The organism is Pantoea sp. USMM079, assembly GCF_037153115.1.
Taxonomy (GTDB): domain Bacteria; phylum Pseudomonadota; class Gammaproteobacteria; order Enterobacterales; family Enterobacteriaceae; genus Pantoea; species Pantoea communis.
The window spans coordinates 1-14390 of the sequence record NZ_JBBCKX010000042.1 but is presented as its reverse complement, the minus strand read 5'-3'; the positions used below and the strand labels follow the sequence as shown (position 1 = coordinate 14390).

Here is a 14390-nt window from a genome sequence, read left to right as displayed (position 1 = left end):
TGAGAAGATGCAGAACGGCCTGTTTTTTAAATTCCGGTGAATGCTTACGACTGCTCATTGTAGTTCCCCCTACTCGTTGGAATGGTGTCCAACTTTCGGGGTTCACTTCACTCCTCGCGCCGCTCTGTCTTACACTGCCGCGGTCTTGAAGACGCTCATTGACTGCGCCAGACGATCGGCCTGTTCCTGCAACGCTTGTGAAGCGGCAGAGGCTTCCTGCACCAACGCGGCATTCTGCTGAGTGACCGCTTCCATCTGGGTTATGGCCAGATTGATCTCACTAATACCACTGCTCTGCTCGCTGCTGGCAATGGTAATTTCACTCATGATATCCGCCACGCTCTTCACGCTGTTCACCACTTCACCAATGGTGGTTCCCGCGTGCGTCACCAGACGGCTGCCTTCATCCACTTTCGAGACTGAGTCTTCAATCAGGACTTTGATCTCTTTCGCGGCAGAGGCGGAGCGCTGCGCCAGATTACGTACTTCGGTGGCGACCACGGCAAATCCGCGGCCTTGTTCACCGGCGCGAGCGGCTTCCACCGCGGCGTTCAGGGACAGGATATTGGTCTGGAAAGCAATAGAATCGATGACGCTGATGATATCGACGATCTTCTTCGAGGAAAGGGTGATGGCTTCCATCTTCTCGATGACCTGCTCCATCACCACGCCGCCCTCTTTGGCGACCGTTGAGGTCGTGGCAACCAGCTGATTAGCTTCACGCGCGTTATCAGCGTTGTGCTTCACGGTGGCGGTCATCTGCTCCATGGCGGAGGCGGTCTCTTCCAGCGAGCTGGCCTGCTGCTCGGTACGGGATGAGAGATCAATGTTACCGCTGGAGATTTGATTTGAGGCCACGGCAATGGTGTCAGAACCGGCGCGTACGTTGGACACGATGGTCAGCAGGTTATCGTTCATCGCCTGCAGTGCCTGCATCAGCACGGCGGTTTCATCTTTGCCGCTGACTTCAATGTGCGAGCTGAGATCGCCCGCCGCGACTTTCTCGGCGATGCCTACCGCTTCATTTAACGGGCGGACAATTGAGCGCGTCAACATAAAGCCCAGCAGCACAGAGGCAGCAATCGCGATGGCTGAGAAGATCAGCGTGATTTCAATCGCAGTCGAGCCGTCATCAATAATGCCAGTGCCTTCTTTGCGCAGCTGATCGGACTGTGAGTTGGCGAAAGCCACCGCACTATCAAGGAAGGTATTCTGGGTGCTGGTGATTTTTTTCAGCACAAACGTGCTCGCCTCATCCAGTTTTCCTGCGCGCACTAAGTCCAACACTTCATTCTTTTGCTGCTCAAACAGCTGGCTGGCGGCCAGCAGACCGGCGATTTTCTTTTTACCGATTTCGGTAACCTGAATGGCTTCGATCTTTTTCATGGCGCTGTTGGTGCGCTCGGTTGCCTCATCCAGCTGCTTAAAACGCTGTACGTTGTTTTCCGGGCGCAGCGTATCAATCACCATGCCGCGTAAGTATTTGATCTGATCGTTCACACCATCGCGCACGTCAAAACCCAGACGGACTTTGACATAGCGGTCTTCCACAATGGAGGTGATGCCGTTTTTAATGTTGTTGATTTTCATAATCGACGTCACACCGACTACCCCCAGAAGGGCCACAACAAGTGCGAAGGCTATCCCTAAACGGACGCCCACTTTCATATTCTTTAAGCTCAACATTGGTTCTCCCCGTAATGCTAAATAGTGTTGTTTTCAAGACGGAAAAGCAGGCTGAGGGCCCGCATCAGGCTGATGTTTTATAAGGTAAAGATACTTTCCGGGCGTAATTAATCTGGTATGGCAGCACCGGTTCAAGCGCTATCAGTTATCGGTTGTTAATGTTTTAACTTTAATTTTTTAGAGGTGCGTCACAAAACCGTTAACATGATTAATGAGTGGATCGGTTTTATCAGGGAAGGCAGGACGTAAAAAAGGCGCGAATAACGCGCCTTATAGGGAGGTAGGTGAGATTAGAAAGGATTAACGTTTCTTTTCCAGCACGCGATGGATCACGCTCGACAATTCATTAATCTCAAATTTCGCCACATAGCCATCGGCACCGACTTTACGCACGTGGTCTTCGTTGGCACTGCCGGAGAGCGAGGAGTGGATCACCACCGGAATCTGACGCAATGCATCATCACGTTTGATATTACGCGTCAGGGTAAAGCCATCCATCTCTGGCATTTCCAGATCGGTTAACACTAGCGCGATTTTGTCGTGGATCGACTCGCCTGCCGCTGCGGCTTCTTTCTGCATCTCGTTAATTTTGATCCAGGCTTCCAGACCGGTGTTATGCATGATGGCCGGAATGCCCATGCTTTTCAGACCCTGTTCCAGCAACTGACGCGCCACTTTGGAGTCTTCCGCGACAATCGCCACCTGGCCAGGCTTGAGGTTGAAATCTTTCGCCGTCTCAGCACTTGGCTCAACGCCACGCACCGAAGGGATGATGTCATACAGAATCTGCTCAACGTCCAGCACCATTGCCAGATTGTTGCTCTGACCGTCGGTATCGAGGCAGGCGATACTGGTGATATTGCGGCTGCCAATGCCGGCTTCGGCAGTGTGCACCTGGTTCCAGTCGAGACGGACGATATTCTCCACCGACTCCACCGCGAAGGCCTGGGTGCTGCGCGCATATTCGGTCACCAGCAGCAGATTGAGGCCGGTTTCCGGTTTGCAGCCGGTAACGGCAGGAAGATCGATGACCGGGATAAACTGACCACGAATGCTGGCCATACCGAGCAGCGGTGACTGCATACCCGCTGCACGGGTAATGGTGGGCATCGGTACGATTTCGCGCAGTTTAAACACGTTAATGCCGTATAGCTCAGATTTGCCTTTCAGCTGATCGGAACCCAGGCGGAACAGCAGCAGTTCGAATTTATTGGAAAGCGCAAGGTTAGCGCGTTCATCGATCTCTTTCTGAAAATTATCCATCATGGCCTCAAGCGGAATCTGGGCTGGGTAAAGGGGCAATGATTAACTTATCGGCAGCGCGGAAAAAAAATGAAGGGGCGGGGCAGAAAATTTAGCGCGAGAGTGGATACCCTCGCGCATAGGGGATTACTTCAGCAGGATGGCGCGGACGCTTTTGCCTTTGATCTTGCCTTCTTTCAGCTTGATCAGCGCTTTCTTCGCTTGTGCGGCATCGATCGCCACATAAGCGTGGGTTTGCGTCAGGTCGATCTTACCGATTTGATCAGCGCTGAATCCGGCTTCACCGGTGAGCGCGCCGAGGATATCGCCAGGGCGGATTTTGGCTTTACGACCACCATCAATGCACAGCGTCATTTTGGTGGCAGGCAGAGCTTGCGCCGCTTTCCCTTTCAGGGTAGCGGAGGAAACCCAGTTGAGTTTCTGGCTCAGATACTCTTCCAGCGCATTAGCACGCACCATTTCATCGGGCGCGACGAAGCTGACCGCCAGTCCTTTTTCGCCTGCACGACCGGTACGACCGATGCGATGGATATGCACTTCAGGATCCCACGCCAGTTGGAAGTTCACCACTAACGCCAGCGATTTGATATCCAGTCCGCGTGCAGCCACGTCGGTGGCAATCAGCACGCGGATGCTGCCGTTGGCAAAACGGATCAGCACACGTTCACGATCGCGCTGCTCCAGATCGCCATGCAGTGCCAGTGCACTGATTTGACGATCGTTCAATGCCGCTGCGACGTCATCACACTCACGTTTGGTATTACAGAACACCACGCAAGAAGCGGGCTGCTGCTGGCTGAGCAGGGCACTGAGCAGATTGCCACGCTCACTGACGCTGGCTTCGATAAATTGCTGTTCAATAGCAGGCAGTTCCGCTTTGTCTTCCGTGGCCACGGCCAATGCATCGCGCTGGAAACGCTGGCTGAGGCTGGCGATGGTATCCGGCCAGGTGGCAGAGAACAGCAGCGTCTGGCGTGCATCCGGTGTGAAACCAATGATCGCTTCCATATCGTCGCGGAAGCCCATCTCCAGCATGCGATCGGCTTCATCTAACACCAGCGTTTGCAGTGCGTTGAGATCGAGGTTGTCGCGCTTCAGGTGATCAAGGATACGGCCCGGCGTGCCGACCACAATATGCGGTGCGTGCACCAGCGAATCGCGCTGCGCACTCATCGGTTGACCGCCGCACAGCGTCAATATTTTGATGTTGCGGGTAAAACGTGCCAGCTGACGCAGCACATTACTCACCTGATCGGCCAGTTCACGCGTTGGACACAGAATCAACGCCTGAGTTTGGGTGCGGGTGTTGTCAATGCGCTGCAGCAAGCCAATACCAAAGGCTGCCGTTTTACCGCTGCCGGTTTTCGCCTGCGCACGCACATCGCGCCCTTCAAGAATGGCGGGCAATGAAGCCGCCTGGATAGGTGTCATGGCGTCGAAGCCCATCTCGCGCAGGTTGTCGAGTTGGCTGGCAGGGAGTTGCGTCAGGGTAGAAAAAGCGGTCACGGGAATGTCTCAAATAGCGGTCAGGATTGCGGCGGTCAGTCTCGCAGAAAGGGCTGCTATCGGCAATGCAAATCGCGCAATTGATAACATATTGAAATCAATTAGCGTGATGATCGTTTGATTAAATTTTCGCCTTTAATAGGTGTAAAATTCTAATCATTTTATTCTTTGTGACCGGTTGCTTCAAAAGATGTGAAACGTCTTTCCTGAATGAAAAGGTGCAATTAGCGTTGATAAAGGGACTATGTAGCGTCTTTTTGACCTGTTTTTGTCTATGTTACGCTTATGTGTCACTTAAGATGGGTAAAATTCCGATTAAAATAACCTGCCGTTTTGCTTTATATTTGGCGCGCCATTTGGCAAACAATAATATATTCAGAGGTCCACTTTGAGTCTTTACGTCCAGGGACAAAACGAAGACATTCTGAAAATCGTCGGCCGCGCCGTGTTAACCCTGCATCTGCACGGAGAGACCTTATCTTCGGATAAAGTCAGCTCCATGATTGCCTGTTACGCGGAAGAAGAGCCAGCTAGCGACGATGAAAACCAGCGTTTGTATGCGCTGGCTATTCAGATGTTATCGTAAATCCAGCAACTCGTATGGGGCGCTTGCCGCCCCTGCATTTACCGTTCATCAAGCCTCCGTAAGGAGGCTTTTTTGATCTCAGACGCTGAACACCGGCATACCGCTGTGGAAGGTGGCTCGTACCAGCGAGATGCGGGCGACAGCCTCAGCGGAGCAGCTCGCCTCAACCAGCATCATGCTGGCGTCATCCTGGACTTTTGGCCACTGGCGCTCGCCCTGGTTCGATAGCGGCAAGATGCCGCCGGTGGCAATGTGCAGTGCCCGGCTCAAACCAAACTCATCCGAACCGCGATAGAGTTGTGCATACAGGTTGGCTTTCTCCAGCATGCTGCCGGTGCCAAACGGTGACCAGTGATCGATCACGCTGTCGGTGCCGGTCATTACCGTGATGCCCGCGGCCTGCAATTGCGGTAACGGCATGGTGAGTTTGCCGATGGGGATGGTGGACGCCACACTCATCTGTTGTTCAGCCATGCCTGCAATCATCTTATCTAGCGTTTTGCCTTCCAGCGTGGCCAGCGCAAAGCCATGGCTCAGCGTCACTCTGCCTTTGAGCGGCGGGTTCTTCGCGATGGTGTCCACCATATACTGAATGGCCGCCACGCCAGAAGGTGCGGTTTCGTGCAGATGGATATCGACGCCACGATCAAAATCGAGCGCAATCTGGAACATGGCATCCAGCGAGGCCTGCATCGCGCCATCCACATTGGTGGGATCCAATCCGCCAACGTACTGCACGCCCATCTGCATCGCTTCGCGCATCAGGCCATCCACTTTGGAATGCAGTAAACCGTGCTGTGGGAAGGCGACAATTTCACAGGGAAATTCGGGGTGGTTCGCCAGCGCCAGCTTCAGATGCTCCAGGCTTTTTAGGCCACTCACCGGATCAATGTTGCAGTGGCTGCGTGCTTCGGTGGTGCCTTTACTGTGCAGCAAACCGATCAAAGCTTCGGCACGCGCCTGCGAGGTTGGGAGCAACTGCGGGATTAATACCTGCTCACGGGCGATCATATCCATGATGGTTTTGCCCTGGCGCGGACGTGGGGCTTGCCAGGGGCCGCTGTAAAATGTTTTGTCCAGGTGGATGTGCATGTCGCGGGTGCGTGGCAACAGCAGCGAGCCTTCGGCATCCCACTGCGGAATGTCGGCGTTGCGCGCTTTACCAGCGGCTTCGATGGCGGCAAATTTGCCGTCTTTGACGGTGATATCGTAAAGCGCAGTACGCGTCGCGATGATGTCGTTGCCCTCACGCTCAAAGCCTTCCTCGAGTCGTACGTTGAGCAATTGGTAATGATCCACGCGCGGCGGCGGCGTAGAGATTGGCGCTGCGGCAGAAGAGTGTGAGGGAGCGGCGGCGCTCATGCCGGCAGCCAGTAGGCTTCCGGCTGCGGTGAGGCGGACGCCCTGGCTAATGAAATCGCGACGGCTAGGTGAAGTGAGGTGCATCAGAGGCTCCAGTCAACAAGGAAAACGTTAATCTGGCAAAACCCGGGCTGCGGCGCTGCGATATTTCCCACTGCTGAGCAGTGGAAAAATCACTGCCACTTTAACTGGCCAAATTCCACTAACGCCACGGCCAGCGCCTGTTGCAAATCATCCTGTGGAGAGCGGCAAAACAGCGCCAGCTCAAAGTGGCTGATCGGCGGTAAGCCTGCGGCTTCGTCCAGCACACGATGGCCGGGCAGGCGACAACTGGCAGGCAGCAGCGTTAAACCTAATCCGGCCGCGCTGGCACTGGCGAGTGCCACCAGACTGGCGCTGCTGTAGCTGATGCGCCAGCTGCGGCCCAGCGCATCCAGCGTCTGACACATCTCCTCGCGATACAGTCCCTGCTGGGGAAATACCACCAGCGGCACTGGCGTCTGCTCAAAGCAGGGGTGTTCGGCGCTGTCCAGCCACAGCAGGGGTTCCGGTCGCGCTGCCAATGGGCGTTCACCGCCGGGTTGCTTGATCAGCATGATATCCAGCTCTTCTCGCTGCCACGCACGATGCAAGTCGACATACATGCCGCTCATTACGTCGAGGCGCAGCTGCGGATGTTCGCGACTAAACTGTGCCAGCAGTGCTGCGGTGGGGGCAGCAAAATCCTCTGGCACGCCAAGACGCAGGACGCCATCACGCCACTTGTCGCTCAGCACATCGTGCGCTTCACCGTTGAGCGCAATAATGCGGCGGGCATAGCCCAGTAATTTCTCTCCCTCTTCGGTCAATACCACCTGATGCGAGGTACGCTCCAGCAGCGCTTTGCCAATCATCTCTTCAAGGCGGCGCACCTGCTGGCTGACGGTGGATTGCGATAGATGCACGCGGTCGGCGGCGCGCGTAAAGCTGGCGGTTTCGCATACCGCAACAAAACTGAGTAACTGCTGCGGCGTAAACATCGGCTGACGATTCATTTTTCCACTGATCGCTATGGTGTTATTTCATTTCCAAATAGTAACCATTGCTGCGACCCTGACAACCTTTCTACTGCAGGATTGTGTATGAACCGACATTCCAACGGATTGACGCTCGCCGCTTTGGTGCTGGCCGGGCTCAATATGCGTCCGTTACTGACTTCTGTTAGCCCATTGCTGGGCGAACTGCGCCAGGCCATGAGCCTCTCTTCCATTGCCGCTTCGTTGTTACCCGCCGTACCGATGGTGATGATGGGCGCGGTGGCGCTACTCAGTGCCTCCCTGATGCAACGTGTTCCGCTGCAACGTTTGTTGATCGCCGGGCTGGTTCTGCTGCTGCTGGCGCTGGCCGCACGCGGTGTGATTCACGACGGGCAATGGCTGGTGGTCAGCGCGCTTTTTGCCGGGCTGGGGGTTGGCGTGGTGCAGATGGCGATGCCAGGGTTGATCCGCCAGCGCTTTGCCCAGCGCAGCGCCCCCGTTACCGGGTTGTGGGCGGGCGCGTTAATGGGCGGCGGAGGATTGGGGGCAGCCCTCTCGCCGTGGCTCAGTGCGCATTTCGGCTGGTCACTGGCGCTCACCGGTTGGGCACTGCCCGTATTGCTGGCGATTGTGCTGTGGTGGATCGTGCGTGTGCCGATGGCGCAAAGCGCAGAGTCGGTATCTATGCCCTCGCTATGGCGCAAACCGCGCGCCTGGTCGCTGGCACTCAGTTTTGGCCTGGTCAATGGCGGCTATGCCACCTGCGTCGCCTGGCTTCCGGATGCTTATCACCACCTTGGCTGGTCAGCACAGGCGGGCGGCTCGTTACTGGGGGTGATGATCCTTTGCCAGGTGGCTGGCGCATTATTGATGCCCTTGCTGGCGCGCAAGGCGGATCGTCGTCCACAGCTGATCATCAGTCTGGTTTGCCAGCTGGTCGGTATGTGCGGTTTCCTGTTTGCTCCCCTGCTGGCGCCATGGTTGTGGGCGGCGATTGCCGGATTTGGTTTAGGGGCTGCGTTCCCGCTGGCGATGGTGCTGGCGCTCGATCACCTGCCACATCCGCAGGCGGGTGCACGCCTGGTGGCGTTTATGCAGGGCGCAGGTTTCATCATCGCCGGGTGTATGCCGTTTATCGCCGGTCAGTTGCAGGTGCTGACGCACAGTTTTACCAGCGTGTGGATGATGCAGGGCGCCGTAACGGTGGGATTGATCGTGCTGAATCTTCGCTTTCATCCCCACAGTTATCGTCGGGCCTTTGGTCAGACAGAATGATGATTGGTCCTACCAAAACGATTTAAATGTTGCCACATCGTCACATAACACGAATAATAACCCCAACCTCGTTGCTTTAGGTTAACAATGCATTAACTATCTGGAGCCAGAAAGCCCCACACTGCAATTTGGTCCTACCAATTTCAGTGAGCAGAAGGGCAAGACCTGCGGCGCAAACCTGCATTGCCGTTGCGCTGCACTCATCTGGTAACCTCTGGAGATAACGGCATGCCGGTGTGGCAACAAAACTACGATCCTCTCAACAATCTGTGGCTCTCCAGCCTGGTGGCGGTGATCCCGATTGTGTTCTTCTTCTTCGCCCTGCTGAAGCTCAAGCTGAAAGGCTATCAGGCGGGCACCGCCACGGTGGTGATTGCACTGCTGGTGGCGCTGTTCCTGTATGGCATGCCGCTGGGCCAGGCGCTGGCTTCCGTGGTCTATGGCTTCCTGTACGGCCTGTGGCCAATCGCCTGGATCATCGTCGCGGCAGTATTTGTGTATAAAATCTCGGTGAAAACCGGGCAATTCGACATCATCCGTGCTTCGATCCTCTCCATCACACCCGATCAGCGCTTGCAGATGCTGATCGTCGGATTCTCCTTCGGCGCGTTTCTCGAAGGGGCGGCGGGTTTTGGCGCACCGGTGGCAATCACCGCAGCCCTGCTGGTGGGATTGGGCTTTAATCCGCTGTACGCGGCTGGCTTATGCTTGATCGTCAACACCGCGCCAGTAGCCTTTGGTGCGATGGGGATTCCGATTATTGTCGCCGGGCAAGTCACCGGACTCGACAGCTTCCAGATTGGCCAGATGGCCGGGCGTCAATTGCCGTTCCTGACCCTCATTGTGCTGTTCTGGATCATGGCGATTATGGATGGCTGGCGCGGTATCAAGGAAACATGGCCAGCAGTGATCGTCGCGGGTGGATCGTTTGCCATTGCGCAGTTCCTCAGCTCCAACTTCCTTGGCCCGGAATTGCCGGACATCATCTCGTCACTGGCCTCTCTTATCTGCCTCACGCTGTTCCTGCGCCGCTGGAAGCCAGTACGTATTTTCCGTTTCGATGAGAAAACCGCCGTTGACCCGACGCAAACCTCTCAGCGCTATACGCTGGGCCAGATTGTGCGCGCGTGGATGCCATTCCTGTTCCTCACGGCTACCGTCACTCTGTGGAGCATTCCGCCGTTCAAGGCGCTGTTTGCTAAAGGTGGCGTGATGTATGACTGGGTGTTCAGCGTTCCGGTACCGCTGCTGCATGAGCTGGTGGCACGTATGCCGCCGGTGGTGAGTGCGGCAACGCCTTATGCGGCCATCTTCAAGTTTGATGTGCTGTCAGCCACCGGTACAGCGATTATCGTGGCGGCGGTGCTGTCCGTGATCTGGCTGCGTATGAAGCCCGCTGCGGCGATCCAGACCTTCGGTGAAACGCTGAAAGAACTGGCACTGCCCATCTACTCCATCGGTATGGTGCTGGCCTTCGCCTTTATCTCCAACTACTCCGGATTGTCTGCCACACTGGCCTTAGCGCTGGCGCACACCGGCAATGCCTTTACTTTCTTCTCGCCGTTCCTTGGCTGGCTTGGCGTGTTTCTGACAGGATCTGATACCTCTTCAAATGCGTTGTTCGCGGCGTTGCAGGCCACCACCGCGCAGCAGATTGGTGTGTCGGATGTGCTGCTGGTGGCCGCCAACACCACGGGTGGCGTGACGGGTAAGATGATTTCACCTCAGTCGATCGCCATCGCCTGCGCCGCCGTGGGGCTGGTGGGTAAAGAGTCGGATCTGTTCCGCTTTACCGTTAAACACAGTCTGATCTTCACCTGCATGGTGGGGGTGATCACAACGCTGCAAGCTTATGTCTTAACCTGGATGATTCCATGACAGAAAACACGCCGCGATTAGCGGAAACGCTACGGGCGCGATTGCTCGCCTGGATTGAGGAACACCAGCTGGAGCCGGGTATGCGCTTACCGGCCGAGCGCCAGCTGGCCGCTGAGTTCGGTGTGTCACGCTCATCATTGCGTGAGGCGATTCAGCAGCTGATCAGTAGCGGCGTGTTAATCAGTAAACGCGGCGGCGGTACCTGGCTGTGTGAGCCGCAGGAGCCCTGGTCGGAACAGCGTATTGTTGAGCCGATTCGCCAACTGCTGGCGGACGATCCCGATTATCGCTGGGATATTCTGGAAGCGCGCCACGCCATCGAAGCCAGCACCGCCTGGCACGCCGCCTTGCGTGCCACTGAAGCGGATAAAGAGAAGCTGCGCCTCGCTTTTGATGCTCTGCTCAAGATGCACGACTGCGATGATCCCGATATCGCGGCGCAGGCCGACCTGCGCTTCCATCTCGCCATCGCTGAGGCCTCGCACAATGTGGTGCTGCTGCAAACCATGCGTGGTTTCTTCGATTTGCTGCAGTCTTCGGTACTGCACAGCCGCCAGCGCATGTACACCCAGCCGGTGATTTTTAATCGCCTGAATGAACAGCACCAGGCGATGTTCGATGCGGTGATGGCCGGTGATGCCGAGGCGGCACGCCAGGCGGCGATGGATCACCTCGGCTTTGTACATACCACCTTGAAATCGCTCCATGAAGATGAAGCCCGGCAGGCGCGCATTACCCGCTTGCCAGGCGAATCCCTGGATAATCGTAAGGAAAAAAACTGATGATCATCTCTGCAGCCAGTGACTATCGCGCCGCAGCGCAACGCATCCTGCCCCCGTTCCTGTTCCACTACCTTGACGGCGGCGCGTATGCCGAACACACCCTGAAGCGCAATGTGTCCGATCTGTCGGACGTGGCGCTGCGTCAGCGGGTGCTGAAGAACATGTCCGATCTCAGTCTGGAAACCAAACTGTTCAACGAAACGCTGTCGATGCCGGTTGCGTTAGCGCCCGTGGGTTTGTGCGGCATGTACGCGCGACGCGGGGAAGTGCAGGCCGCGCGTGCAGCGGCACTGAAAGGTATTCCGTTCACGCTCTCCACGGTATCGCTGTGCCCGATTGAAGAGGTAGCGCCAGCCATTAATCGTCCGATGTGGTTCCAGCTGTATGTGCTGCGCGATCGTGGCTTCATGCGTAACGCACTGGAACGCGCGAAAGCGGCGGGCTGCTCGACACTGGTCTTTACTGTGGATATGCCGACACCGGGCGCACGCTATCGCGATGCGCATTCGGGCATGAGTGGGCCAAACGCGGCGATGCGTCGCTACTGGCAGGCGGTAACGCATCCGCAGTGGGCGTGGGATGTGGGGCTGCATGGCCGTCCGCACGATCTCGGTAATATCTCAGCCTATCTCGGTAAACCTACGGGGCTGGAAGATTACATTGGCTGGCTGGCCAATAACTTTGATCCGTCGATCTCATGGAAAGATCTGGAGTGGATTCGTGAGTTTTGGGATGGCCCAATGGTGATCAAAGGCATACTGGATCCGGAAGATGCCCGTGATGCGGTGCGCTTCGGCGCGGACGGCATTGTGGTCTCTAACCATGGCGGACGCCAGCTGGATGGTGTGCTGTCATCGGCGCGCGCACTGCCCGCCATTGCAGACGCCGTGAAAGGCGATATTGCCATTCTGGCCGACAGCGGTATCCGCAACGGGTTGGATGTGGTGCGCATGATCGCCCTCGGTGCAGACACTGTCCTGCTGGGCCGCGCCTTTATCTATGCACTGGCGACGCATGGTCAGCGTGGCGTTGAGAATTTGCTGAATTTGATCGAAAAAGAGATGAAAGTGGCGATGACGCTGACCGGGGCCAAAACCATTGCCGAGATTACCCAGGACTCGCTGGTGCAGGCGAATGCGCTGCTGAGCGAAGCGGGTTTACATCCGGCTCGACCACGTGCCGTGAGCTGAGTTGCGGAAAGCAAAATGAGAGGCGTTGTCTATACTGACTGCTGTCTGACTAACAGGAGGAATGACATGACCATTCATAAGAAAGGATCGGCCCATTGGGAAGGCGACATCAAAGGCAAGGGTACGGTGAGCACCGAAAGTGGCGTGCTGAGCAACCAGCCTTATGGCTTCAATACCCGCTTTGAGGGTGAGAAGGGCACCAATCCGGAAGAGCTGATCGGTGCTGCACATGCGGCGTGCTTCTCCATGGCGCTGTCGCTGATGCTGGGTCAGGCTGGCCATCCGCCAAAAAGTATTGATACCACGGCGGATGTATCACTGGACAAGAAAGGTGAAGGTTTCGCCATTACCAAAATTGCCCTGACCAGCACCATTGCGCTGCCGGGCATCGACAGTGCCAAATTTGATGAGATTATTCAGAAAGCCAAAGCGGGCTGTCCGGTATCTCAGGTGCTTAATGCCGAGATTAGCCTGGACTACACGCTGAATAATTAATCGCCCTTACGGGTTACCAGCGGTAGAATAGCGATGCGCCTTAGGGCGCATCGTTGCTTTCTGCCGTCTGGAGGATGCGTGGGGAAAAAACTGGCTGCAACTAAACACTGGAAAATGATTGTGGTGCTGCTGTGCATCTGCGGCGCGCTGATGCTGATTCGCTGGGCGGCCATGATATGGGGCTGAAAGACTGGATCTGCCGCCATAAGCTCGGCGTGCTAGTGATGGTGATTTTGGTGCTGGAAGGGGTGCACTATCTGCTGACCGCCAGCTGGTTACCGTGGCAGCTCGGTTGATTCAGGCGTATTCGCTGTCTGGCTGACGAACGTTACGCACACTGCTGCGCGCAATGCGATAGGCCTTGCGTGGGTCGCCCGCCACAAACTCAAAGGTCGGCGAGTAGTAGAATGGCAACCAGCCTTCAAAGCTGCTCTCCCACTCCCAGCGCACCGGGCAGGGCCAGAGAATGCCATCATACAAAATGTAATAAACCCAGCGTCCGTTTGGACGACGGGGGCGAGTAGTCTTCATGGGATTCACAACGGTAATAGTGTAAAGCAGCTTATATTTTGGACGCTATGCGCCAATCTTGCAATGCCGCCTGGCTTATTTTTGTACAGTTCAAATAAAACTGGCACCGAATTAACGGTGCACTTCCCCGCACAGCAGGACCACATTCGGCCGAACTTTATGGATGCGGTCGGCCATTTGCTCACAGGCCACTTTGGTTGGGTAGATACGTTCTGACACGGGTAAGGCGTCACAGGCATCATGTCCACACGCGCTCACTAACAACACAAAACCAATCAGCATGATTGGACTCCTTTAACACGTTCCTGATGATACGGAAGCAGTGGCTGTTCGTTCCTTTTTTTAATCCAGTATAGCCAAACGGCACGAGAGTCAATGATCACCCTGAGCGGCCTGGTGGTGCGAACGGCGAGATTATAACCAGACGGACGCACAACAGCAGTACAATCTGGGCTAAACTGTGCGGCCCTGACAAAAATGATGAGTGAGTAACCAATGTTGAACGAAATTGCCCATCCGGCCAGCAGCCCAAAACAAGCCGCGCTGCAACTGGTGATTGAACTGGTGCGCGCAGGCAAACTCAGCCCAATGCAAGGCGATGCTTCAAACATGATTTCAATTTACGAGCAGTTCAAAGCCCATTTTGAGGCGGACAAACACAAAGACTCGGCCATTTCCTGATGCTTTTATTCTGAAAACAGCGCAATCTCTGAAGTGAACCCCTTAACCTGGACAGTTATAACATCGCCTGTTGGTACTGAGTTCGGTATTGTACCGGACTCAGTCCACCTAACCCCGTCTTGATCCGTTCGTAGTTGTA

16 protein-coding genes are annotated in these 14390 nt (G+C 55.8%); 8 read left to right on the top strand and 8 right to left on the bottom strand.

Annotation, left to right across the window (positions count from 1 at the left end):
* Positions 1–129: 129 nt before the first annotated feature.
* The 3 genes from WFP70_RS26110 to dbpA form a co-directional block, all read right to left on the bottom strand.
* Positions 130–1686, bottom strand: a complete 1557-nt coding sequence (locus WFP70_RS26110) for a methyl-accepting chemotaxis protein (RefSeq protein ID WP_166933664.1) — start codon at positions 1684–1686, stop codon at positions 130–132.
* A gap of 300 nt (positions 1687–1986) precedes the next feature.
* The gene (locus tag WFP70_RS26105; RefSeq protein ID WP_034825306.1) at positions 1987–2949 is read right to left on the bottom strand and encodes a chemotaxis protein; all 963 of its coding nucleotides are present in this window, start codon (positions 2947–2949) and stop codon (positions 1987–1989) included.
* Between the two features lie 126 nt (positions 2950–3075).
* Positions 3076–4455 (bottom strand): ATP-dependent RNA helicase DbpA, encoded by a 1380-nt coding sequence (gene dbpA / locus WFP70_RS26100; RefSeq protein ID WP_337024869.1) that lies wholly within the window; start codon positions 4453–4455, stop codon positions 3076–3078.
* A gap of 388 nt (positions 4456–4843) precedes the next feature.
* On the opposite strand from dbpA, the gene WFP70_RS26095 reads away from it, so the two are divergent.
* On the top strand, positions 4844–5041 hold the full coding sequence (locus tag WFP70_RS26095) for a hypothetical protein (protein ID WP_034825302.1): 198 nt from the start codon (positions 4844–4846) through the stop codon (positions 5039–5041).
* 78 nt (positions 5042–5119) lie between these two features.
* On the opposite strand, the gene WFP70_RS26090 is transcribed toward WFP70_RS26095, so the two are convergent.
* Together WFP70_RS26090 and WFP70_RS26085 are read right to left on the bottom strand one after the other, a co-directional pair.
* Entirely contained in the window at positions 5120–6487 is a 1368-nt protein-coding gene (locus tag WFP70_RS26090) for an amidohydrolase family protein (RefSeq protein ID WP_337024870.1), read from the bottom strand.
* An 89-nt stretch (positions 6488–6576) separates the two neighbouring features.
* On the bottom strand, positions 6577–7437 hold the full coding sequence (locus tag WFP70_RS26085; protein ID WP_160867964.1) for a LysR family transcriptional regulator: 861 nt from the start codon (positions 7435–7437) through the stop codon (positions 6577–6579).
* A gap of 87 nt (positions 7438–7524) precedes the next feature.
* On the opposite strand from WFP70_RS26085, the gene WFP70_RS26080 reads away from it, so the two are divergent.
* The 6 genes from WFP70_RS26080 to yniD all read left to right on the top strand — a co-directional run bounded on the left by WFP70_RS26080 (position 7525) and on the right by yniD (position 13225).
* The gene (locus WFP70_RS26080; RefSeq protein ID WP_337024871.1) at positions 7525–8694 is read left to right on the top strand and encodes a cyanate transporter; all 1170 of its coding nucleotides are present in this window, start codon (positions 7525–7527) and stop codon (positions 8692–8694) included.
* A 228-nt stretch (positions 8695–8922) separates the two neighbouring features.
* Positions 8923–10572: an L-lactate permease gene (lldP, locus tag WFP70_RS26075; RefSeq protein WP_160834020.1), complete on the top strand. Its 1650-nt coding sequence runs from the start codon at positions 8923–8925 to the stop codon at positions 10570–10572.
* A complete protein-coding gene (gene lldR, locus WFP70_RS26070; RefSeq protein ID WP_034830467.1) occupies positions 10569–11354 on the top strand; it encodes a transcriptional regulator LldR in 786 nt (261 codons plus the stop codon). Before lldP ends, lldR begins: the two co-directional genes overlap by 4 nt.
* The gene (gene lldD / locus WFP70_RS26065; RefSeq protein ID WP_160834019.1) at positions 11354–12544 is read left to right on the top strand and encodes an FMN-dependent L-lactate dehydrogenase LldD; all 1191 of its coding nucleotides are present in this window, start codon (positions 11354–11356) and stop codon (positions 12542–12544) included. The genes lldR and lldD overlap by 1 nt, the downstream gene beginning before the upstream one ends.
* Positions 12545–12610: 66 nt before the next feature.
* Positions 12611–13039 (top strand): OsmC family protein, encoded by a 429-nt coding sequence (locus WFP70_RS26060; RefSeq protein ID WP_034830472.1) that lies wholly within the window; start codon positions 12611–12613, stop codon positions 13037–13039.
* A gap of 78 nt (positions 13040–13117) precedes the next feature.
* Entirely contained in the window at positions 13118–13225 is a 108-nt protein-coding gene (gene yniD / locus WFP70_RS26870; RefSeq protein ID WP_097117533.1) for a small membrane protein YniD, read from the top strand.
* A gap of 111 nt (positions 13226–13336) precedes the next feature.
* Here the strand turns inward: yniD and WFP70_RS26050 are convergent, their stop codons facing one another.
* Both WFP70_RS26050 and WFP70_RS26045 read right to left on the bottom strand, forming a co-directional pair.
* A complete protein-coding gene (locus tag WFP70_RS26050) occupies positions 13337–13570 on the bottom strand; it encodes a hypothetical protein (RefSeq protein ID WP_224934193.1) in 234 nt (77 codons plus the stop codon).
* Between the two features lie 111 nt (positions 13571–13681).
* A complete protein-coding gene (locus WFP70_RS26045; RefSeq protein ID WP_007887091.1) occupies positions 13682–13852 on the bottom strand; it encodes a hypothetical protein in 171 nt (56 codons plus the stop codon).
* Between the two features lie 213 nt (positions 13853–14065).
* On the opposite strand from WFP70_RS26045, the gene WFP70_RS26040 reads away from it, so the two are divergent.
* A complete protein-coding gene (locus WFP70_RS26040) occupies positions 14066–14251 on the top strand; it encodes a hypothetical protein (RefSeq protein WP_034830477.1) in 186 nt (61 codons plus the stop codon).
* 55 nt (positions 14252–14306) lie between these two features.
* On the opposite strand, the gene WFP70_RS26865 is transcribed toward WFP70_RS26040, so the two are convergent.
* A partial coding sequence (locus tag WFP70_RS26865; RefSeq protein ID WP_442956338.1) for an IS3 family transposase occupies positions 14307–14390 on the bottom strand: 84 nt, incomplete at its 5' end.